The following is a 20,269-nucleotide window of genomic DNA, read 5'->3' as shown; positions in this document are numbered from 1 at the left end:
AACCAGGGCAGGAGGTTCGACATGAACCGTAGGCTCCACAACACGATACTGGCTTTCTCGATCAGCAGCGGGTTCCTGATGCTGGGACTGATGGCCGCGGCCCCGCTTCCTCCGCAGCAGTCCGCCCTCCAGGCGACGGCGCTGGCCCGGGCCGACGCGGCGCTGCCGGCGCGGATCGCCACGGAACGGTCGATCGAGGCCCGCACCCGCGACTACGAGACGCAGATGGCACGGGCGGCCTCCACAGGCGAGATGATCGCCCTGTCCTCCGACTTCCTGGCAGCGGTCGCGGCCGAGGCGGCGGTGGCGGCGATCCTGCAGGAGGCCGATGCCCCGGCATCGGAGCCGCGGGCCAGGGCCGCCACCGCCGAACGCCCGCGCGGCGACGGTCGCCGACGCAGAGCCCTGGCGATGCCCTATTTCTCATTCGCGCAGGGCCTGCGCGGCGGCGGGAGCTGACCCATGACCTCGATCCAGTGGAGCGACGGCGCTCCCATCTACCGGCAGCTGAAGGAGCGCGTCATCGCGATGATGCTCGACGGCGTGCTCAAGCCCGGCGACGCCCTGCCCTCGGTGCGGCAGGTCGCGGCTGAATACCAACTCAATCCGATCACCGTCTCGCGCGCCTACCAGGAGCTGGCGGACGAGGCGCTTGTCGAAAAACGCAGGGGACTAGGGATGTTCGTAACCGACGAGGCGTCGAAGAAACTGCTGGCCACCGAGCGCGAGCGCTTCCTCAACGAGGAATGGCCGCAGGTGCTCGAACGCATCCAGCGCCTGGGGTTGGCGATGGAAGACCTGCTCCGGCCGATCCGCAACGGAGGTGAGAAGTGAGCACCGAGCATCCCACCGACCTGGTCGTCAGCGCACGCGGCCTGCGCAAGGCCTACCGCAACACCCTGGCGCTCGACGACACACGTTTCGACATCCCGGCAGGCAGGATCGTCGGGCTGATCGGCCCCAACGGCGCCGGCAAGACCACCGCGCTCAAGGCGATGCTCGGGCTGATCCCGTTCGAGGGCGAGCTGAAGGTGCTGGGCCGCGATCCGCGCAGCGAACGCGACGCGCTGATGAACGATGTCTGCTTCATCGCCGACGTCGCGGTGCTGCCGCGCTGGATCCGGGTGCGCGAGGCGATCGAGTTCGTAGCCGGGGTCCATCCGCGCTTCGACCGGGCGCGCTGCGAGCGCTTCCTGGCCAATACCCAGCTCAAGCCCAATTCCAGGGTTCGCGAGCTCTCCAAGGGCATGATCGTGCAGCTGCACCTGGCCCTGGTGATGGCGATCGACGCGCGCCTGCTGGTGCTCGACGAACCGACCCTGGGCCTGGACATCCTCTACCGCAAGCAGTTCTACCAGCGCCTGCTGGAGGACTACTTCGACGAGCAGAAGACCATCGTCATCACCACCCACCAGGTCGAGGAGATCGAGCACATCCTCACCGACGTGCTGTTCATCCGCAGCGGCAGAATCGTGCTCGACGCCACCATGGACGAACTCGGCGGGCGTTTCACCGAGGTGCTGGTGAACGCCGACCAGGCCGACGCGGCGCGCGCCCTGGGGCCGATCGACGAGCGCGGTCTACCCTTCGGAAAGACGGTGATGCTGTTCGACGGGGTCTCGGCCACCGCACTGTCGTCCTTCGGCGAGACCCGCAACCCGGGACTGGCCGACCTGTTCGTCGCCACGATGAAAGGAACCTACGCATGAACGCCACCACCGACACCATGACCGGCGCCGCCGGCGCGGCGCCGCCGGCAGGCTACAAACCGCACCCCGTGCACCGCTTCACGCTGCTGCTCAGGCGCGAGCTGTGGGAGCACAAGGGCGGGTTCTTCTGGGCCCCGGTGGTCACCGGCGCGATCATCGCGGTGCTCAGCCTGCTCGGCACGATCACCAGCTCGGTGCTGTTCCAGCGCGCCAAGGCCGCCGGCGCCATCGAGTGGGACGGCATGGAGATCAACGGCGCCCACGGCATCGAGGCGGCGCGAGAGGTCTTCGGCTTCGCCGGCGACGTGACCCTGCTCACGGGCGTCGGCCTGACCTCGGCGGTACTCGTCTTCGTGGTGTTCTTCTACGCCCTGGGCTCGCTGTACGACGAGCGCAAGGACCGCAGCGTGCTGTTCTGGAAGTCGCTGCCGGTCTCGGACGCGCAGACGGTGCTGTCCAAGGCGATGTGGGCACTGCTGCTGGCGCCGGCGATCGCGATCGGCGTGGGCCTGGCGATCGGCTTCGTGATGTGGCTGATCTCGGCCGCGGCGATGGTGGCCAACGGCATCCCCGGCGGCAGCGCGATCTTCACCGAGTCGCATCCGTTCCGGGTGCTGGCCAACGTGCTGCTGGCGCTGCCGGTCTACGTGTTCTGGGCGCTGCCGACCGTCGGCTGGCTGATGTTCTGCTCGGCCTGGGCGCGCAGCAAGCCGTTCCTGTGGGCGGTGCTGGTGCCGGTGCTGGGCTGCACCCTGATCAGCTGGCTGGGCTCGCTTCCCGGCGTGACGATCGTCCACGACAAGGTCTGGTATGCCATCGCGTTCCGCGGCCTGCTCAGCATCGTCCCCGGCAGCTGGTATCTCAACGGCAACGTCTCGCCGGACAATGCCTCGCAGATCGACGGACCCGAGGATCTGGCGCTGGCGATCGACTTCACCAGCAGCTGGCAGGCCTTCGCCACGCTCGACCTCTGGATCGGCGCGGCGCTGGGCGCGGCGCTGATCTTCGGTGCGATCCAGCTGCGCCGGCGCCGCGAGCTCACCGACTGACCCCCCTTGACCGGCGCGCGACGTCGTCCGCGCCCCGCATCCGCGAGGAACGCACCATGAAACCGATCGCCATCGCCCTGCTGCTGCTCGTCCTGCCGGCCGCGGCGGACGCCCAGGACCGGCGCTGCCGGGAATCCGCACCGCAAGAGCTGCAGCTCGACCTGTCCGGCGTGAAGACCGTGATGTTCGACATCGGCCACAACAAGCTCAGGCTGGAAGCGCTGTCCGGCGCCGACGGCCGGCTCTCGGGCCGCGCCTGCGCCTCCAGCGCCGCCCGGCTGGACGAGCTGCGGCTGACCCAGGAACGCGAGGGCGACCGCCTGCTGGTGCGCGCCGGGCGCGAAGGCGGCGGCGTCTTCTCGTTCGGCAACGCGTATGCCTATCTCGACTTGTCCGGCCAGGTGCCCGACGACGTGCTGGTGCAGCTGAAGGTAGGGTCGGGCGACGCCTGGCTGACCGGCGCCGCGGCGATGAGCGCGGACGTCGGCTCCGGCGACGTGGAGGCCAAGCGCATCCGCGGCCTGGTCACTGCCAAGGTCGGCTCGGGGGACATCGTGCTGGACGACATCGGCGCGCTGAAGGTGCTGTCGATCGGCTCGGGCGACATCAAGGCCCGCAGCGTGCGCGGCGACGTCGAGGTCGGCAGCATCGGCTCCGGCGACTTCGAGCTCCGAGGCGCGGGCGGCGACGTGGAGATCGGCTCGATCGGCTCGGGCGACGCCGAACTTGACGACGTCGCCGGCAGCGTCGCGGTCGGCTCGATCGGCTCCGGCGACCTCGAGATCGCCAACGTCCGCGGCGACCTCACCGTGCGTTCGAAGGGCAGCGGCTCGGTCGACCATTCCGGCGTCGCCGGCGCGGTCGACGTGCCGCGCCGGCGCTGACCGGGAGCGGCCCATGCCGACCTTCCTGCGTCGTCTCTCCGCGGCCGCCTGCATCGCCCTGGCGGTCGCGGCCTGCACCCCGCCCACCACCATCAACGTCGAGGGCGCCAGTGTCAGCGTGAAGCAAGACGGCACCGTGCAACTGCGCGCTCGCGACGGCGGCCGCGCGGTGATCGCCGCCGACGGCGCCCTGACCATCGACGGCGAACCGGTGGAGCTGACAGCGCAGCAGCAGGCCCTGCTGCGCGACTACCACGGCGACCTGATCCGCATCCGCCAGGGCGCGCTGGACATCGCCGGCCAAGGCGTTGCGCTCGGCGGCAAGGCCGTGACCGAGGCGCTGAAGGGCGTGCTGAGCGGCAATCCCGGGGACATCGAACAGAAGATCGACAGCGAGGCGGCGAAGATCGAGGCCGAGGCGGAGAAGCTCGAAGCGCATGCCGAGGCGCTGAAGGCGCGCCAGCGCGAGATCGCCCGCCAGTTGCCGCGGCTGCGGCCCTACCTGATCGAGGACGCCGCCGAGTTGGCCGAGGCGCTGACCGACGGAGAATCCGCCTGACCCACGCTCACTCCCGGCCGCCGGGGATCCCGCCGCGCGTCAGTGCGGCGGCGTCGAGCAGGCTCCTGAGCTCGGTCTCGGACAGCCCGCTGTCCTCCAGCGCGACCTCCAGCACCGGCCGGTTCTCGGCGTAGGCGCGCTTGGCGATCGCCGCGCCCTTTTCGTAGCCGATCACCGGATTGAGTGCAGTGACCAGGATAGGGTTGCGATCCAGCGCCGCGGCCACGTTGTCCGTGCGTACCTGCAACCCGGCGATCGCGCTGTCGGCGAGCAGGCGCGATACGCTGCCCAGCAGGTGAATCGAGTCGAGCAGGTTGGCGGCGATCAGCGGCAGCATCACGTTGAGCTGGAAGTTGCCGCTCTGCCCGGCCACGGTGATCGCGGTGTGGTGGCCCATCACCTGCGCGCAGGCCATGCAGGTCGCCTCCGGAATCACCGGGTTCACCTTGCCGGGCATGATCGAACTGCCCGGCTGCAGCGCCGGCAGCTCGATTTCGCCCAGCCCCGCCAGCGGGCCGGAATTCATCCAGCGCAGGTCGTTGGCGATCTTCATCAGCGCCACCGCCAGCACGCTGAGCTGGCCGGACAGCTCCACCGCGTCGTCCTGCGAGGCGATCCCCTCGAAGCGATCGGCGGCGCTCTCGAACCTGGTCCCGGTGGCTTTGGACAGCAGCGTCGCGACGCGCTTGCCGAAGCGCGGATCGGCATTGATCCCGGTACCGATGGCGGTGCCGCCCAGCGGCAGCCGCCGCAGCCGCTTCAGGCTGTCCTCGATGCGCGCCTGCGCGGAGTCCAGCTGCGCCGACCACGCGCCGAACTCCTGCGCGAAGGTCAGCGGCATCGCGTCCATCAGGTGGGTGCGCCCGGTCTTGACCACATTGCGCAACCGGCGGGCGCGGCGGTCGATGGTGCGGCGCAGGTGCTTGAGGGCCGGCAGCAACCGCTCGACCGCAGCCAGCTGCGCGGAGACCCGGATCGCGGTCGGGATCACGTCGTTGGAGCTCTGGCCGAGGTTGACGTGGTCGTTCGGGTGCACTGCCCGCCCCGCGCGCGACGCCAGGCTGGCGATCACCTCGTTGGCGTTCATGTTCGACGAGGTGCCCGAACCGGTCTGGTAGACGTCGATCGGGAAGTGCGCATCGTGGTCGCCGTCGGCGACCTCGCGCGCCGCCTTCGCCACCGCTTGCGCGATCCCCTTCGGCAGCAGCCCGAGGCCGGCGTTGGCCTCGGCCGCGGCCGCCTTGACCAGGCCCAGCGCGCGGATGAATCCGCGCGGCATGGCCTGGCCCGAGACCGGGAAATTCTGCAGCGCGCGCTGGGTCTGCGCGCCCCACAGCGCATCGGCTGGCACCTGCAGCTCGCCCATGCTGTCGTGCTCGGTGCGGTGGCGCGGGGCGGATGGCTTGGACATGGAGGTCTCCGTGACGGGCCGTGCGCCAGTCTATCCGCCCGGCCGTGGCCGCGATGTGCGCGGCGGCGTAGACTCCGCGCCTTGGTCATCACCCGAGTCCCTCTCCATGCCCGGTGCTCCCACGCCAGCCGCGGCCACGCCGGCCGAATCCCGCCTGCTCGCCCTCTCCCCGCTCGACGGCCGCTACGCCGGCAAGGTCGACGCGCTGCGTCCGGTGTTCTCCGAGTACGGGCTGATCCGCGCGCGCGTGCGGGTGGAGATCGAATGGCTGCTGGCGCTGGCGGCGCACCCGGACATCGCCGAACTGCCGGAATTCGACGCCGGCCAACGCGCCAGGCTGCGCGGCCTGGCCGACGGCTTCTCGGTCGGCGACGCCGCCCGGGTCAAGGAGATCGAGCGCACCACCAACCACGACGTCAAGGCGGTGGAGTACTTCATCAAGGAGCGTCTGCAGGGCGAATCCGACCTCCTCCGGGCGCTGGAGTTCGTCCATTTCGCCTGCACCAGCGAGGACATCAACAACCTCTCCTACGCGCTGATGCTCGACGACGCGCGCCAGCACGTGCTGCTGCCCGGCCTCGACGCGCTGATCGAGAAGCTGCGCGCCATGGCGCACGAGCACGCCGGCCTGCCGATGCTCTCGCGCACCCACGGCCAGACGGCCTCGCCGACCACCCTGGGCAAGGAGCTGGCGAACGTGGTGGCGCGGCTGCAGCGCCAGGGCGAAACCCTGGCCGCGGCGCGCATGCCCGGCAAGATCAACGGCGCGGTCGGCAATTACAACGCCCACCTGGCCGCCTATCCCGAGGTCGACTGGCACGGCTTCGCCGAGCGCTTCGTGCACTCGCTGGGACTGGACTGGCAGCCCTACACCACCCAGATCGAACCCCACGACGGCATCGCCGAGCTGTGCGACGCGCAGCGCCGCATCGATACCGTGTGCATCGACCTGTGCCGCGACGTCTGGGGCTACGTCTCGCTGGGCTACTTCCGCCAGGCGCTGAAGGAAGGCGAGGTCGGCAGCTCGACCATGCCGCACAAGGTCAACCCGATCGATTTCGAGAACGCCGAGGGCAACTTCGGCGTCGCCAACGCGCTGTTCGAGCACTTCTCGGCCAAGCTGCCGGTGAGCCGCTGGCAGCGCGACCTCACCGACTCCACCGTGCTGCGGGGCCTGGGGTCCGCGTTCGGCCATGCCCTGGTCGGGATCGACGCGCTGCTGCGCGGGCTCGGCAAGCTCAGCGTCGATCCGCAGCGGTTGCAGGCCGATCTCGACGGCGCCTGGGAGGTGCTGGCCGAAGCGGTGCAGACGGTGATGCGCCGGCACGGCCTGCCCAACCCCTACGAGCAGCTCAAGGCGCTGACCCGCGGCCAGGGCATCGATGCCGCCGCGATGCGCGGCTTCATCGAGTCGCTGGCGCTTCCCGAGGCCGAGAAGCGGCGGCTGCTGGCGCTGACCCCGGGCGCCTACACCGGCCTGGCGGAACGCCTCGCGCGCGAGGTCTGAGCGGATGAACGTTCCGGCCGTCCGAGGACCGGACGCTGGGCACCTGCAGCCGCGTAGATGAACGCGAAGCCCGTACGACCGCTCCCCGAGCGACCGCGACCCGACACCTAGGGTCGCCCCCGGATGGCTGCGCCGCGCCGGACGCGCTATGACTGGCGCGGATCCCACCGCGGAGCGCCGCCATGGCCCTCGATATCGGCAACATCATCGGCAGCGTCCGCGAGGCGGCCGCCAGGGTGGTCGAGCAGGTCCGCCAGCCGCCGCCGCCGATGGGTCCCGAGCAGATCGCCGCGCGCGCCAATGCCGCCACCGCCGACCCGCAGCAGCGCGAGCTGCTGGTCGCCGGCTACACCCGCGCCCAGGAGCAGGGCGACGGCGCACTGTGGCGGCAGACCGATGGCCTCGCCACGCTGTACCGCGACCGCGAGGTGCTGGCGCTCAGCCGCGCGATCGCGCCCGGCGACACGGTTCCGGACGGCTGGACCCGCGCGACGCCCGCGCAACTCGCCCAATACGGCATCCGCGACGCCGACCTGCGCCCCACCGGCGACGACAGCGGCTTCCGTGCCGAACTCTTCATCCCCGACCCCGAGGTGTACGGCGCCGACGCGCGCCCGGTGCTGCAGTTCGAGGGCACCAACTTCGGCGACCTCGCCGACGTCAACGCCGACGTCGCCCAGGCGATGGGCAACGAGGAGGCCTTCTACAACCAGGCGCTGGACATCGCCACCCGCGTCAACCAGGCCAGCGGCGGCAACGTGATCTTCAGCGGCCATTCGCTGGGCGGCGGCCTGGCGACCGCGGCCGGGCTGGTCACCGGCGCCGACACCATCGTCTCCAATCCGGCCGGCGTGCATCCCGACACCGTCGCCGAAGCGCTGGCCGATCGCGGCCTGGCGTTCGAGGACGCAGACGGCAACGTCACCACCTATGCGGTGGACGGCGACGTGCTGACCGAACTGCAGGACGCGACCGCCGGGCTGAACACCCAGAACGCCGATTCGCTCGCGGCGATCCTGAACGGGCTCGGGCACGGTCTGAACGCCTGGCAGGACGATGTCCGCTTCCCGACCGACGTCACCGGCACCCAGGTGCGCGAACTGCCCGATGCCGTCGGCGACGTGGTGACCCTCGACGCACGCAACGAGGACGGCAGCGGGCGCGAGCGCGTCATCGCCCTGGACGACATCGTCGAGGACATCAACGGGCGCGTGGAATCGATGCCGCTGAGCGACTTCGGCGAACTGGTGGACGGCGGCACGAACTGGGTCGACGGGGCGACCGGGCTGGTGCGGGATGTCGCCAATACGGCCGGCGACGGCCTGGGCTGGCTGAGCGACCGGCTGCCCGACGGCGGCCTGCTCGGTGGCCTGGGCGACGTGGTGTCCGGCGGCGGCGACGCGGTCGGCACCGTGGGCGACTGGGTCGAGGCGGGTGGCGACTTCACCCGCGATGCGCTGGAGGGCGTCGAAACGGTCGCCTCGGTGGCGGTCAGCGCCGCCGACGGCGAGGTGCGCGACAGCATGCTCGAGATGGTGGAGCGGCACAGCTTCGGCGTGTTCGACGACTCGCTGGGGGCGGAGATCGGCGACCGCGAGCAGGCGCTGCGCGACCGGATCGGCTGACCCCGGCATTCATGCGGCGATGACGGGCGCGCCGCCAAGCTGTCGCGCATGAACCCGCGCCACAGGGTCGCGCCTGCCATACTGGCCTCGGCCATGCTTGCGGTGCTGCCCGCCTGCCAGGGCCAGGCCACCGCGGACGCGCCAGCCGGCCCGACCCGTCAGACAGGAGCGGACATGCGCGAGCTGCCCGACATCGGTGCCCACTTCAATGGCGATGCCCTCGCCCTGGCCCGCGCCAGCGCGGGCGACGGCGGCGAGGTCGCGGCGCTGATCGCCGCCGGAGCCGATCCCAACGCGGTCTCGCCGGGCGGACTGCCGCTTGCGGCCTGGCCGGTGCTCACCGACAGTCCCGCCGGCGCCGCGGCGCTACTCGAGGCCGGCGCCGACCCCAACCGCGCGGTTCCGGGGGCAGGCAGCGTGATGGTGTGGGCGGCACGTGCCGGGTCGCCCGAGGTCCTGGCGGCCTTCCTCGACCACGGCGGCGACCCGGACACCCGCGACCCGGACGGGATTCCCCTGCTCAAGCTTGCGGCGCTCGCCGGCCGCTGGGCGAATGTGCAGCTGCTGGTCGAGCGCGGTGCCGATGTCGATGCCCATCCGCCGGGCGTTCCCGGCGACACCGTGCTGGGCTACTACAGCGCCGGCCAGTTCGACAAGGCGCACTGGCTGCTCGAGCACGGCGCCGATCCCGGCCAGCGGATCGAGGACGCGCCGGTGGCCGCGCGCATCGGTGCGCAGCCGGTGGTCGAGAACGTGTACTGGTGGCCGGTGCAGGCGGGCAGGTTTCCGGAACTGGCGCGCTGGCAGCAGCGCTGCCAGGCGCTGTTGGCGGCGCGCGGCCTGTCCGCCCCCGCGGAGCCGGAGCACCTGCGCCGGCTACGCGCCTCGGCGGAACCGGGCACGCGCGAACCGGCCCGCACGTTGGACCGCGAGATCGAGGCCGCCGAGAGCGAACTCGGGCGCAGACTCGGCGAACCCTGAGCGCGGCGCGCTCGCCCGGGCGCCGTGCAGGCGTTAGGCTTTCGTGCATGAGTTCTCCCCCGATCGAGATCGACGCCTCCGCACTGCCGCCGCTGGGCATGGCGCCGGAGGCGTTCCTGCGCGACTACTGGCAGAAGCGTCCGCTGCTGCTCCGCAACGCCTTCCCCGGCTTCGAGTCCCCGATCGCGCCCGAGGATCTGGCCGGCCTGGCCTGCGAGGACGGCGTGCTGGCGCGCCTGGTCGCGCACGAGCGCGCCGCGTCGCCGCAGGGCCGCGACCGCTGGCTGCTGCGCACCGGCCCGTTCCCGGAATCGCTGTTCCCCACCCTGCCCGACCGCGACTGGACACTGCTGGTGCAGGACGTCGACAAATGGGACGCCGACGTCGCTGCCCTGCTGCCGGCGTTCGACTTCCTGCCGCGCTGGCGGGTCGACGACATCATGGTCAGCTTCGCCGCGCCCGGTGGCTCGGTGGGCGCGCACGTCGACCAGTACGACGTGTTCCTGCTGCAGGCCCAGGGCCGCCGCCGCTGGCAGATCGACGACGGTCCGGATCCGCCGCTGCACTTCCGCCCCGATACCGAACTCAAACTGCTGCAGCGTTTCGCCCCGACCCACGACTGGGTGCTGGGCCCGGGCGACATGCTGTACCTGCCCCCGGGAGTGCCGCACCACGGCGTCGCCGAGGACGCCTGCCTGACCTTCTCGATCGGAATGCGGGCGCCCTCGGCCGCCGAACTGATGGGCGACTGGGTGGACACGATGATCGCCGACGCCGACGAGGGCCTGCGCTACCGCGACCCCGACCTGCAGCCGGCCGCGGATCCATACGAGATCGACGCCGCGGCGATGGCGCGCGTGGTCGAGGCGCTGAACCTGCTGCGGATGAACGACCCGGACCGCCTTGGCGACTGGTTCGGGCGCTTCATCACCCTCTACCGCGCCGGCGGCGAGGCTGCGGCAGGCGCCGATCCTCGCTCGCGCATCGAGGTGGAGTGGGACCTGCAGCAGGGCGGCGCCCTGCATCGGCATCCGTTCACGCGGATGGCCTGGCGCCGCGCTCGCCGCAGCGCACGCCTGTACGTGGCCGGGCAGGAGCATGCCCTGCCCGCGCGCGATGCCAGCCGCGTCGCCGCCGCCGCCAGCATCGACGCGCGGCTCTACGGGGCCCTCGGCGACGACGCCCGCGACCTGGTCTTCGCGCTGCTCGGCCAGGGCCACTACCGGCTGCTGACGGCGGACGCTGCAGGCGCGGATGGTGTCGACGGCGATGACTGAAGGCGCGCCCGCCGAGCCGTTCCGGGTGGAGCCGGCGGACTACGGCGCCGCATACGCGGACCTGCGCGCGGTCCGCGAAGCGGTGTTCGTGCGCGAGCAGCGGGTGCCGCGCGAACTCGAGCTCGACGCCGCCGACGCCGCCTGCGCGCACGTGCTCGCGCGCGATGCCGGCGGCCGGCCCATCGGCACAGGCCGGATGCGTCCGGACGGCCGCATCGGCCGCATGGCGGTGCTGCCGGAGTGGCGCGGCCGCGGCGTCGGCACGGCGCTGCTGCAGGCGCTGCTGCGGGTCGCCCGCGAGCGCGGCCAGCGCGAAGTGGCGCTCGATGCCCAGGTCGGCGCGATCGACTTCTACCTGCGCCATGGCTTCGTGCCCCATGGCGAGCGCTTCCGCGAGGCGGGGATCGAGCACCAGGCGATGCGCCTGGCGTTCGCGCGGCCGCAGGCCATCGAGCGCCGCGAGGACGCCCTGGCGGCCACCGTGGACCTGGTTGAACGGGCCCGGCGGCGGCTGTGGATCTACAGCCGCGAACTGGACCCGGGCCTGCTCGACGCCCCCGAGGTCCTGGAGGCGCTGCGCGCGTTCGCGGTCCGCCACAGCGGCAGCGAGGCCCGCCTGCTCCTTCACGACGCCGGTGCCGCGCAGCGCGCCCACGCACCCCTGCTGGGGCTGGCGCAGCGCCTGCCCAGCAGCTTCCGGTTCCGCGAGGTGGTCGATCCGGTCGATCGCGGCTACGCCCCGGCCTTCGTCGCCAACGACGACGGCGGCTACTACTTCCGCAGCCTGGGCAACCGCTTCGACGGCGACTACGAGCGTCACGGCGCCGGGCGCGCCCGCCAGCTCGCCGAGGCGTTCAGGCCGGTGTGGGAGCGCTCGCGGCCGTGCACCGAGCTGCGCGCGCTGGGGCTCTGATGCCTGTCCATGCGACCGGGGCATGCCGCGCCGGGCGCACGGGCTCGCGGGGCAAGGAAGGGCGAAGGCACGCAGGTGGAGCCGCCGGGCCGCGGCGTTCGACGCCGCGGCAGGTCGCTTCGCACGCGGGGCTGCGGCTATAATCACGGGCTTCGTGCGCCCGATTCGCACCGCCTCCGCGCTCCATGCCGGAGGCGGCGCCCACCTCCTCAAAACGAGCCCCAGCAGCCCGACGTGGACAGTCTCCTGAAGCAGTTTGCGCAGTCTTCCCAGCTCGGCGCCAACGCCGCCTACATCGAGGAGCTGTACGAGCGGTACCTGGTCGATCCCGACAGCGTCGATGCGAAGTGGAAATCCTGGTTCGACGGCTTCGCCGGCCGCGAGGCGGGAGACGTCCCGCATTCCGCGGTGAGGGAGGCGGTGGCCGCCGCCGGGCGGCGCGCGGCGCGCGGCCATGGCTCCGGCGCCGCCGACGAGCGCGAGCGCCACGTCGGCCGCCTGATCACCGCCTACCGCTCGCGCGGGCACCTGGGCGCCAGGCTCGACCCGCTCGGGCTGGCGCCGCCGCTCGACCCGCCCGACCTCGGCCTGCCCTTCCACAATCTCTCCGAGGCCGACCTGGACGGCGAGTTCAGCACCGGCGGGGTGGGCGGCCGCGAGCGCATGCGCCTGCGCGACCTGCTGGCGCTGCTGAAGGCGACCTACACCGGACCGATCGGCGCCGAGTTCATGCACATCACCGACGCCGAACAGCGCCGCTGGCTGTACGAACGCCTCGAGCGCGCCGGCGGCAGCTTCGATCCCGGCCCGGATCGTCGCCGGCGCATCCTCGAACGGCTCACCGCCGCCGAGGGTCTGGAGCGCTACCTGCACACCAAGTACGTCGGCCAGAAGCGCTTCTCGCTGGAGGGCGGCGACGCCCTGATTCCGCTGCTGGACACCCTGATCCACCGCGCCGGCGGCGACGGCGTGAAGGACATCGTCATCGGCATGGCCCACCGCGGCCGCCTCAACGTATTGGTCAACACCCTGGGCAAGCCGCCGCGGCGCCTGTTCGACGAGTTCGAGGGCAAGTTCGACCACAAGCCCAGCGACGATCCGGCGCACACCGGCGACGTCAAGTACCACATGGGCTTTTCCGCCGACGTGCAGACGCCGTCGGGGCCCGTGCACCTCGCCCTCGCCTTCAATCCCTCGCACCTGGAGATCGTCGATCCGGTGGTGGTCGGCAGCGTGCGCTCGCGCCAGCACCGCCGCGGCGACAAGGCGCGCAAGGTCGTGCTGCCGGTGCTGCTGCACGGCGACGCCGCCTTCGCCGGCCAGGGCGTGGTGATGGAGCTGTTCCAGATGTCGCAGGCGCGCGGGTTCGCGGTCGGCGGCACGATCCACGTGGTGATCAACAACCAGGTCGGCTTCACCACCAGCGACAGCCAGGACGCCCGCTCCACCCTGTATTGCACCGACGTGGCCAAGATGGTCGGCGCGCCGGTGCTGCACGTGAACGCCGACGACCCCGAAGCGGTGGTGTTCTGCATCGAGCTGGCCTATGCGTTCCGCCAGCAGTTCGGCAAGGACGTGGTGATCGACCTGGTCTGCTACCGCCGCCACGGCCACAACGAGTCCGACGAGCCTGCCGCGACCCAGCCGCTGATGTACCGGACGATCCGCAAGCACAAGACCCCGCGCGACCTGTACGCCGCGCGGCTGGTCGAGGCCGGCGCACTCGCGGAGGAGGAGGCGAAGCGGCTGGTCGACGATTTCCGCGACAAGCTCGACGCCGGCGCGGTCACCACCGAGCTCGCGGACGCCAACCCGGACGACTACGACCTCACCATCGACTGGGGTCCGTACCTGTCCGGCAGGATCGACGACCCGGTCGACACCAGCGTCGACCCCAAGCGCCTGAAGGCGCTGGCCGAGGCGATCAACACCATCCCGGACGAAGTCCAGCTGCATGCGCGCGTGGCCAAGATCTACGACGACCGCCGCCGCATGGCCGCCGGCGAGATCCCCGGCGACTGGGGCTTCGCCGAGAACCTCGCCTACGCCACCCTGCTCGACGCGGGCCACAAGCTGCGCCTGGTCGGCCAGGACAGCGGCCGCGGCACCTTCTTCCACCGCCACGCGGTGCTGCACGACCAGAACAGCGGCCAGGACTACGTGCCCCTGCAGCAGCTGGTGAAGAACCCCGAGGACGCCACCATCATCGACTCGCTGCTCAGCGAGGAGGCGGTGATGGCCTTCGAGTACGGGTACTCCACCTCCGAGCCGGGCACGCTCGACATCTGGGAGGCGCAGTTCGGCGATTTCGCCAACGGCGCCCAGGTGGTGATCGACCAGTTCGTCACCTCCGGCGAGGCCAAGTGGCAGCGCCTGTCGGGCCTGACGCTGTTCCTGCCGCACGGCTACGAAGGCCAGGGCCCCGAGCACAGTTCCGCGCGCCTGGAGCGCTTCCTGCAGCTGTGCGCGCTGGAGAACATGTTCGTCTGCGTACCGACCACCTCGGCGCAGGCCTTCCACATGATCCGCCGCCAGTTGTGCATGAGGACCCGCAAGCCGCTGGTGGTGATGACCCCCAAGTCGCTGCTGCGCCACAAGCTGGCGGCGTCCCCGCTGGAGGATCTGTCCGATGGCGCGTTCCGCCACCTGATCGCCGACCAGGCCGACGCGAAGCAGGTCAAGCGCGTGGTGGCCTGCTCCGGCAAGGTCTACTACGACCTGCTCGAGGAGCAGCGCAAGCAGTCGCTCGAACAGGTGGCGCTGATCCGCGTCGAACAGCTGTATCCGTTCCCGCGCGAGGATCTCGCAGCCGAGATGCGCCGCTACGGCAAGGGCGTGGACCTGGTCTGGTGCCAGGAGGAGCCGCAGAACCAGGGCGCCTGGTACCAGATCAGACACCACCTCGACGCCTGCCTGGGTCCCGGGCAGAAGCTGCACTACGCCGGGCGCACGCGCTCGCCCTCGCCCGCGGTCGGCCACTTCAACGACCACGTCGAGGAACAGAAGCAGCTGATCGCCGACGCCCTGGTCAACAAGCTCAAGGGCAAGGTCGCCGCCGAATGATTCCCACCCCACACCGCTTTCCCAGGAAGCCGCCCCATGGCCACTGAAATCAAGGTCCCCGTCCTGCCCGAGTCGGTCTCCGACGCCACCATCGCCACCTGGCACAAGAAGGCCGGCGATTCGGTCGCCCGCGACGAGAACATCGTCGACCTGGAGACCGACAAGGTCGTGCTCGAGGTGCCCTCGACCGTCGACGGCGTGATCAAGGAACTGAAGTTCGCCGAGGGCGATACCGTCACCAGCTCGCAGGTGATCGCGATCATCGAGGAAGGCGCCAGCGCGCCGGCCGACAAGGGAGCGGGCAAGGAGGAGAAGGGCGACAAGGCCGCCGCCAGCGGCAAGTCCGAGTCCAGCGCCGCCACCAAGGACGAGACCTCGCAGACCGAGGCCGCGCGCCAGGAAGGGCCGCAGATGGCGAAGCGGGAGAACGACAAGGGCGCCGCGCCGTCAGCCGCACTGCCGCCGGGCGCCCGCTTCACCGCGCAGAAGGAGGGCATCGACGCCTCGCAGGTACAGGGCACCGGCCGCCGCGGCGCGGTGACCAAGGAGGACCTGGTCAACTACGCGGCCGGGCGCACCGGCGGCGTCGGCGGCGGAGCGCGCCCCGAGGAGCGCGTGGCGATGACCCGCATCCGCAAGCGCATCGCCCAGCGACTGATGCAGTCGAAGGAATCGATCGCCATGCTGACCTCGTTCAACGAGGTCAACCTGGGCAAGGTGATGGCGCTGCGCAAGGAACTCGGCGAGCAGTTCCAGAAGGAGCACGGCATCAAGCTCGGCTTCATGAGCTTCTTCGCCAAGGCCGCCGCCAACGCGCTGCAGCGCCATCCGGTGGTCAACGCCTCGGTCGACGGCGACGACATCATCTACCACGGCTACGCCGATATTTCGGTGGCCATCTCCACCGACCGCGGCCTGGTCACGCCGGTGCTGCGCAACGTCGAGCGGATGGGCTTCGCCGAGGTCGAGCAGGGCATCGCCGACTTCGCCACCGCCGCGCGCGAGGGCGGACTGAAGCTGGAGGATCTGCAGGGCGGCACCTTCACCATCACCAACGGCGGCACCTTCGGGTCCCTGATGTCCACCCCGATCGTCAACCCGCCGCAGTCGGCGATCCTCGGCATGCACGCGATCAAGGAGCGCGCGATCGTCGAGAACGGCCAGGTGGTGGCGGCGCCGATGATGTACATCGCGCTCAGCTACGACCATCGCATCATCGACGGCAAGGACGCGGTGCTGTTCCTGGTCGATATCAAGAACCAGCTGGAGAATCCGCACCGCATGTTGCTCGGCATGTGATGCCGAGCAGCATCGGGAATGGAGAATCGGGAATCGGGAATCGGAGAAGCAGTTTCCGGGCCCGCCTTGCCGCTCCTGCCATTCCCCATTCCCCATTCCCCATTCCCGTTGTGAGCGAAGCATGAGCGAACAATTCGACGTCATCGTCATCGGCGCCGGCCCAGCCGGCTACCACGCCGCCATCCGCGCCGCGCAGCTGGGCATGAAAGTGGCCTGCGTGGACGCCGCGCTGGGCAAGGACGGCAAGCCGGCGCTGGGGGGCACCTGCCTGCGGGTGGGCTGCATTCCCTCCAAGGCGCTGCTCGACTCGTCGCGCCAGTACTGGAACATGGGTCATCTGTTCGGCGACCACGGCATCAGCTTCAAGGACGCGAAGATCGACGTCGGTGCGATGGTCGGGCGCAAGGACAAGATCGTGAAGCAGTTCACCGGCGGCATCGCGATGCTGTTCAAGGCCAACAAGGTTGCGCCCTACTACGGCTTCGCCACGCTGCATCCGGACCGCGTGGTCAAGGTGAAGCAACACGATGACAGCGAAGTCGAGCTGAAGGCCACCAACGTGATCCTCGCCGCGGGCTCCGACTCGATCGAGCTGCCGTTCGCGAAGTTCGACGGCGAGACCGTCGTCGACAACGTCGGCGCGCTGGACTTCGCGGAGGTGCCGAAGCGCCTGTGCGTGATCGGCGCCGGCGTGATCGGCCTGGAACTGGGCAGCGTCTGGCGACGCCTGGGAGCCGAGGTCACCGTGCTGGAGGCGCTGCCGGAGTTCCTCGCCGCCGCCGACGCGGAGATGGCCAAGGTCGCCGCCAAGGAGTTCAGGAAGCAGGGGCTCGACATCCGGCTCGGCGCCAAGGTCGGCAAGACCGAGGTGAGGAAGAAGGGCAAGAAGGCCGAGGTCGAGGTCACCTACGAGGACAAGGACGGCGAGCAGACCGCGACGTTCGACAGGCTGCTGGTCGCGGTGGGCCGCAAGCCCGCCAGCAAGGGCCTGCTCGCCGACGGTACCGGAGTGAAGCTGGACGACCGCGGCCGCATCGAGGTGGACGAGCACTGCCATACCGGCGTCGACGGCGTCTGGGCGATCGGCGACTGCGTGCGCGGGCCGATGCTGGCGCACAAGGGCTTCGAGGAAGGCATCGCCGTGGCCGAACTGATCGCGGGACTGCCCGGCCACGTCAACCTCGACACCGTCCCCTGGGTGATCTACACCGAGCCGGAGATCGCCTGGGTCGGCCGGACCGAAAGGCAGCTGAAGGAAGACGAGGTGCCCTACAAGGTGGGCACCTTCCCGTTCGCCGCGCTCGGCCGCGCGGTGGCGATGGGCGAGCCGGCCGGCATGGTCAAGGTGATCGCGCACGCCGAGACCGACCGCGTGCTCGGCCTCCACCTGGTCGGCGCCAACGTCTCCGAGCTGGTGCACGAGGGCGTGCTGACCATGGAATTCAACGGCTCCGCCGACGACCTGGCGCGCATCTGCCACGCCCATCCGACCATGTCCGAAGCGATCCACGACGCGGCCATGGCGTTGGACAAGCGGGCGATCCACAAGACGAACTGATCTAGGGCCGGGAATCGGGAATCGGGAATCGCAAGAGCCGAGCCGCCTGTTGGCGCCACCATGCCGAATTGAGACCGGCCGTACCGCTTCCCTGCTCTTGCTTCAGCTTTGACGATTCCCGATTCCCGATTCCCGAATCCCGATTCCCGCCCATGAAAAGCCTCTGCGTCTACTGCGGCTCCAATTCCGGTCTCGACCCGGCGCATGCCGGGCGTGCGGCCGCCCTGGGGCAACGGCTGGCGAGGGACGGCATCCGCCTGGTCTATGGCGGCGGCAACATCGGCCTGATGGGCATCGTGGCCGATGCGGTGCTCGAGGCCGGCGGCGAGGTGACCGGCGTGATCCCGCAACAGCTCGTCGACCTGGAGGTCGCCCACCGCGGCGTGACCAGCCTGGAGATCGTCGGCTCGATGCACGAGCGCAAACTGCGCATGTTCGATCTGGCCGACGGCTTCGTCGCCCTCCCCGGCGGCTTCGGCACGCTCGAGGAGATCGTCGAAATGCTGACCTGGCGCCAGCTCGGCATCGGCAGCAAACCCTGCGCCTTCCTCGACAGCGACGGATTCTGGTCGCCGCTCGTGGCGATGTTCGACCGCATGGTCGCCGAGCAGTTCCTGCACCCGGACCAGCGCCAGGACCTGTGGATCGGCAACGACGTCGACGCCCTGCTCGCGTGGATGCGCGCGTACGAGCCGGCGCAGGCGTCGAAATGGCTGGACGAGAAACGCCGCAGGGAGTTGCGCTGAGCAGGTCTCCCGCAGCTGCGAGCGGCCACCGGAACAGGAACATGACCACGATCCCCGCCAAATTCCGCGCCTTCCGCATCCATGACGACGACGACGGCTACCGCAGCGGCCTCGAGGAGGTCTCGCTGGACGACCTCGCGCCCGGCGAGATCGTCCTCCGCACCGCATACTCCTCGGTGAACTACAAGGACGCTCTCGCCGGCACCGGCCAGGGCAGGATCCTGCGGCGTTTTCCGTTGGTCGGCGGCATCGACGTCGCCGGCCACGTCGTCGCCTCGACCGACAAGGCCTTCCGGGAAGGCGACGCCGTCCTGGTCACCGGCTGCGGCCTGAGCGAGACCCGCGACGGCGGCTACTCGGAATACGCGCGCATCGAATCGCGCTGGGCGATCCCCCTGCCCGCCGGCCTCGACCTGCGCGAAAGCATGATCCTGGGCACGGCCGGTTTCACCGCCGCGCTGGCGCTGCTGCGGATGACCGAGAACCGGCAGACGCCGGACCTCGGCCCCCTGGCGGTCACCGGCGCCACCGGCGGCGTGGGTTCGCTGGCGGTCGACATCTTCAGCAGCGCCGGCTACGAGGTGCACGCGATCAGCGGCAAGCCGGAACATGCCGGATACCTGCGCGCCATCGGCGCGGCGGAGGTGTTGGGCCGCGATGCGCTGGCGACCACGCGGCCGATGGAATCGATGCGGTTCGGCGGCGGCCTGGACAACGTCGGCGGCGCGATGCTGGCCAGCCTGCTGGCGCAGACCGCACCCTACGGCAATGTCGCCAGCGCCGGCCTGGCCGCCAGCCATGAGCTGCCGGCCACGGTCATGCCCTTCATCATCCGCGGCGTCTCGCTGCTCGGCGTGGCCTCGGCGGGTACCGCACGCGACATCCGCGACGCGCTGTGGCGACGCCTGGCGGGCGAGTGGAAGCCGCGCAATCTCGAACGCATCCTGACGCGCGAGGTGACCCTGGACGCGCTTCCGGAGGTGTTTCCCGCGATGCTCGCCGGCGCCTCCCGCGGACGGACCCTGGTCGCCATCGCATAGGACCGGCCCGCTCTGCACCGCTGGCTTCAATTCCGTGACGCAGGCAATTGATTCGCATGGGCGCAGGCCCCAGGGTACCCAGGAAACCCAGTGCAACCGCGGCGCGGCGCCTTGCGGACACCGGCACCGCAGTTACAATTCCACGCACACCCCCGGGGAACGACATGGCGCGCATCCTGATCGTCGACGATTCGCCTTCGCAGCTTGCCGGCATCCGCCGCATCGTGGAGAAGCTCGGCCACGAGCCGCTGTCCGCCGAGGACGGCCAGGCGGGCGTGGAAGCCGCGAAGCGCGAGCTTCCGGACCTGATCCTGATGGACGTGGTGATGCCCAACCTCAACGGCTTCCAGGCGACCCGCGCGATCAGCCGCGACCCGGGCACCCGCCATATCCCGGTGGTGCTGGTGACCACCAAGGACCAGGAAACCGACCGCATCTGGGGCATGCGCCAGGGTGCGCGCGGCTATCTCACCAAACCCTTCAGCGACAGCGAGCTGTCCGACGTGATCGCCAGCATCCTCGGCGCCGGCAACGCGGCCGCGGAATCGCAGACGCCGGCGACGGGCTGACCGCAGCCGCAGCACCGTCCGCCCGCCGCAACCGGGCGATCACCGTCGATCGATCCGGATCGCTCGATCCGCGGCAGCC

At 70.6% G+C, this 20,269-nt stretch carries 17 protein-coding genes and 1 pseudogene; 17 read left to right on the top strand and 1 reads right to left on the bottom strand.

The window, feature by feature from the left end; all coding sequences use genetic code 11:
• The first annotated feature begins 21 nt into the window (after positions 1-21).
• From H0E84_RS06110 to H0E84_RS06085, 6 genes are read left to right on the top strand one after another with little or no spacing between them, the layout of a single operon-like run.
• On the top strand, positions 22-459 hold the full coding sequence (locus H0E84_RS06110) for a hypothetical protein (RefSeq protein ID WP_180677751.1): 438 nt from the start codon (positions 22-24) through the stop codon (positions 457-459).
• 3 nt (positions 460-462) lie between these two features.
• Positions 463-834, top strand: coding sequence for a GntR family transcriptional regulator (locus H0E84_RS06105; RefSeq protein ID WP_180677750.1), 372 nt, complete (start codon positions 463-465; stop codon positions 832-834).
• Entirely contained in the window at positions 831-1,709 is an 879-nt protein-coding gene (locus H0E84_RS06100) for an ATP-binding cassette domain-containing protein (RefSeq protein ID WP_180677749.1), read from the top strand. The genes H0E84_RS06105 and H0E84_RS06100 overlap by 4 nt, the downstream gene beginning before the upstream one ends.
• Before the next feature lie 17 nt (positions 1,710-1,726).
• Positions 1,727-2,758 (top strand): ABC transporter permease, encoded by a 1,032-nt coding sequence (locus H0E84_RS06095; protein WP_180677765.1) that lies wholly within the window; start codon positions 1,727-1,729, stop codon positions 2,756-2,758.
• 56 nt (positions 2,759-2,814) lie between these two features.
• On the top strand, positions 2,815-3,642 hold the full coding sequence (locus tag H0E84_RS06090) for a GIN domain-containing protein (protein WP_180677748.1): 828 nt from the start codon (positions 2,815-2,817) through the stop codon (positions 3,640-3,642).
• A 13-nt stretch (positions 3,643-3,655) separates the two neighbouring features.
• Complete coding sequence (locus tag H0E84_RS06085; RefSeq protein ID WP_180677747.1) at positions 3,656-4,201, top strand: DUF2884 family protein; 546 nt, start codon at positions 3,656-3,658, stop codon at positions 4,199-4,201.
• Positions 4,202-4,208: 7 nt separating this feature from the next.
• Here the strand turns inward: H0E84_RS06085 and H0E84_RS06080 are convergent, their stop codons facing one another.
• The gene (locus H0E84_RS06080) at positions 4,209-5,612 is read right to left on the bottom strand and encodes a class II fumarate hydratase (RefSeq protein ID WP_180677746.1); all 1,404 of its coding nucleotides are present in this window, start codon (positions 5,610-5,612) and stop codon (positions 4,209-4,211) included.
• 106 nt (positions 5,613-5,718) lie between these two features.
• Here H0E84_RS06080 and purB point away from each other — a divergent pair, with 106 nt between their 5' ends.
• From purB to H0E84_RS06025, 11 genes and pseudogenes are all read left to right on the top strand, one after another.
• The gene (gene purB / locus H0E84_RS06075; RefSeq protein ID WP_180677745.1) at positions 5,719-7,119 is read left to right on the top strand and encodes an adenylosuccinate lyase; all 1,401 of its coding nucleotides are present in this window, start codon (positions 5,719-5,721) and stop codon (positions 7,117-7,119) included.
• A gap of 182 nt (positions 7,120-7,301) precedes the next feature.
• Entirely contained in the window at positions 7,302-8,744 is a 1,443-nt protein-coding gene (locus H0E84_RS06070) for a Tle-like phospholipase domain-containing protein (RefSeq protein ID WP_180677744.1), read from the top strand.
• Between the two features lie 174 nt (positions 8,745-8,918).
• A complete protein-coding gene (locus H0E84_RS06065; RefSeq protein WP_180677743.1) occupies positions 8,919-9,725 on the top strand; it encodes an ankyrin repeat domain-containing protein in 807 nt (268 codons plus the stop codon).
• A gap of 47 nt (positions 9,726-9,772) precedes the next feature.
• Positions 9,773-10,996: pseudogene (locus H0E84_RS06060) on the top strand (JmjC domain-containing protein); the annotation flags it as partial.
• Entirely contained in the window at positions 10,995-11,915 is a 921-nt protein-coding gene (locus H0E84_RS06055) for a GNAT family N-acetyltransferase (protein WP_180677741.1), read from the top strand. The pseudogene H0E84_RS06060 and the gene H0E84_RS06055, both read left to right, overlap by 2 nt.
• 234 nt (positions 11,916-12,149) lie before the next feature.
• Positions 12,150-14,978, top strand: a complete 2,829-nt coding sequence (locus tag H0E84_RS06050) for a 2-oxoglutarate dehydrogenase E1 component (RefSeq protein ID WP_345776279.1) — start codon at positions 12,150-12,152, stop codon at positions 14,976-14,978.
• A 36-nt stretch (positions 14,979-15,014) separates the two neighbouring features.
• Entirely contained in the window at positions 15,015-16,277 is a 1,263-nt protein-coding gene (gene sucB, locus H0E84_RS06045; RefSeq protein WP_180677739.1) for a dihydrolipoyllysine-residue succinyltransferase, read from the top strand.
• A gap of 121 nt (positions 16,278-16,398) precedes the next feature.
• Positions 16,399-17,835 (top strand): dihydrolipoyl dehydrogenase, encoded by a 1,437-nt coding sequence (lpdA, locus tag H0E84_RS06040; protein WP_180677738.1) that lies wholly within the window; start codon positions 16,399-16,401, stop codon positions 17,833-17,835.
• Positions 17,836-17,987: 152 nt separating this feature from the next.
• Entirely contained in the window at positions 17,988-18,581 is a 594-nt protein-coding gene (locus tag H0E84_RS06035) for an LOG family protein (protein ID WP_180677737.1), read from the top strand.
• A gap of 41 nt (positions 18,582-18,622) precedes the next feature.
• Positions 18,623-19,621, top strand: a complete 999-nt coding sequence (locus H0E84_RS06030) for a YhdH/YhfP family quinone oxidoreductase (RefSeq protein ID WP_180677736.1) — start codon at positions 18,623-18,625, stop codon at positions 19,619-19,621.
• A 164-nt stretch (positions 19,622-19,785) separates the two neighbouring features.
• Positions 19,786-20,190 carry a response regulator gene (locus tag H0E84_RS06025; protein WP_180677735.1) on the top strand — a complete coding sequence of 135 codons (405 nt, stop codon included), beginning with the start codon at positions 19,786-19,788 and terminating at the stop codon, positions 20,188-20,190.
• The last annotated feature ends 79 nt before the right edge of the window (positions 20,191-20,269 follow it).

It is taken from the genome of Luteimonas salinisoli, assembly GCF_013425525.1.
Taxonomy (GTDB): Bacteria; Pseudomonadota; Gammaproteobacteria; order Xanthomonadales; family Xanthomonadaceae; genus Luteimonas; species Luteimonas salinisoli.
This window is presented reverse-complemented; position numbering and strand designations above follow the sequence as displayed.

Excerpts from the sequence above, each read along its gene's own strand:
- H0E84_RS06110 (WP_180677751.1), top strand. The coding sequence starts at position 22 with ATGAACCGTAGGCTCCACAACACGATACTGGCTTTCTCGATCAGCAGC.
- H0E84_RS06105 (WP_180677750.1), top strand. The coding sequence starts at position 463 with ATGACCTCGATCCAGTGGAGCGACGGCGCTCCCATCTACCGGCAGCTG.
- H0E84_RS06095 (WP_180677765.1), top strand. The coding sequence starts at position 1,727 with ATGACCGGCGCCGCCGGCGCGGCGCCGCCGGCAGGCTACAAACCGCAC.
- H0E84_RS06090 (WP_180677748.1), top strand. The coding sequence starts at position 2,815 with ATGAAACCGATCGCCATCGCCCTGCTGCTGCTCGTCCTGCCGGCCGCG.
- H0E84_RS06085 (WP_180677747.1), top strand. The coding sequence starts at position 3,656 with ATGCCGACCTTCCTGCGTCGTCTCTCCGCGGCCGCCTGCATCGCCCTG.
- H0E84_RS06080 (WP_180677746.1), bottom strand. The coding sequence starts at position 5,612 with ATGTCCAAGCCATCCGCCCCGCGCCACCGCACCGAGCACGACAGCATG.
- purB (WP_180677745.1), top strand. The coding sequence starts at position 5,719 with ATGCCCGGTGCTCCCACGCCAGCCGCGGCCACGCCGGCCGAATCCCGC.
- H0E84_RS06070 (WP_180677744.1), top strand. The coding sequence starts at position 7,302 with ATGGCCCTCGATATCGGCAACATCATCGGCAGCGTCCGCGAGGCGGCC.
- H0E84_RS06065 (WP_180677743.1), top strand. The coding sequence starts at position 8,919 with ATGCGCGAGCTGCCCGACATCGGTGCCCACTTCAATGGCGATGCCCTC.
- H0E84_RS06055 (WP_180677741.1), top strand. The coding sequence starts at position 10,995 with ATGACTGAAGGCGCGCCCGCCGAGCCGTTCCGGGTGGAGCCGGCGGAC.
- sucB (WP_180677739.1), top strand. The coding sequence starts at position 15,015 with ATGGCCACTGAAATCAAGGTCCCCGTCCTGCCCGAGTCGGTCTCCGAC.
- lpdA (WP_180677738.1), top strand. The coding sequence starts at position 16,399 with ATGAGCGAACAATTCGACGTCATCGTCATCGGCGCCGGCCCAGCCGGC.
- H0E84_RS06035 (WP_180677737.1), top strand. The coding sequence starts at position 17,988 with ATGAAAAGCCTCTGCGTCTACTGCGGCTCCAATTCCGGTCTCGACCCG.
- H0E84_RS06030 (WP_180677736.1), top strand. The coding sequence starts at position 18,623 with ATGACCACGATCCCCGCCAAATTCCGCGCCTTCCGCATCCATGACGAC.
- H0E84_RS06025 (WP_180677735.1), top strand. The coding sequence starts at position 19,786 with ATGGCGCGCATCCTGATCGTCGACGATTCGCCTTCGCAGCTTGCCGGC.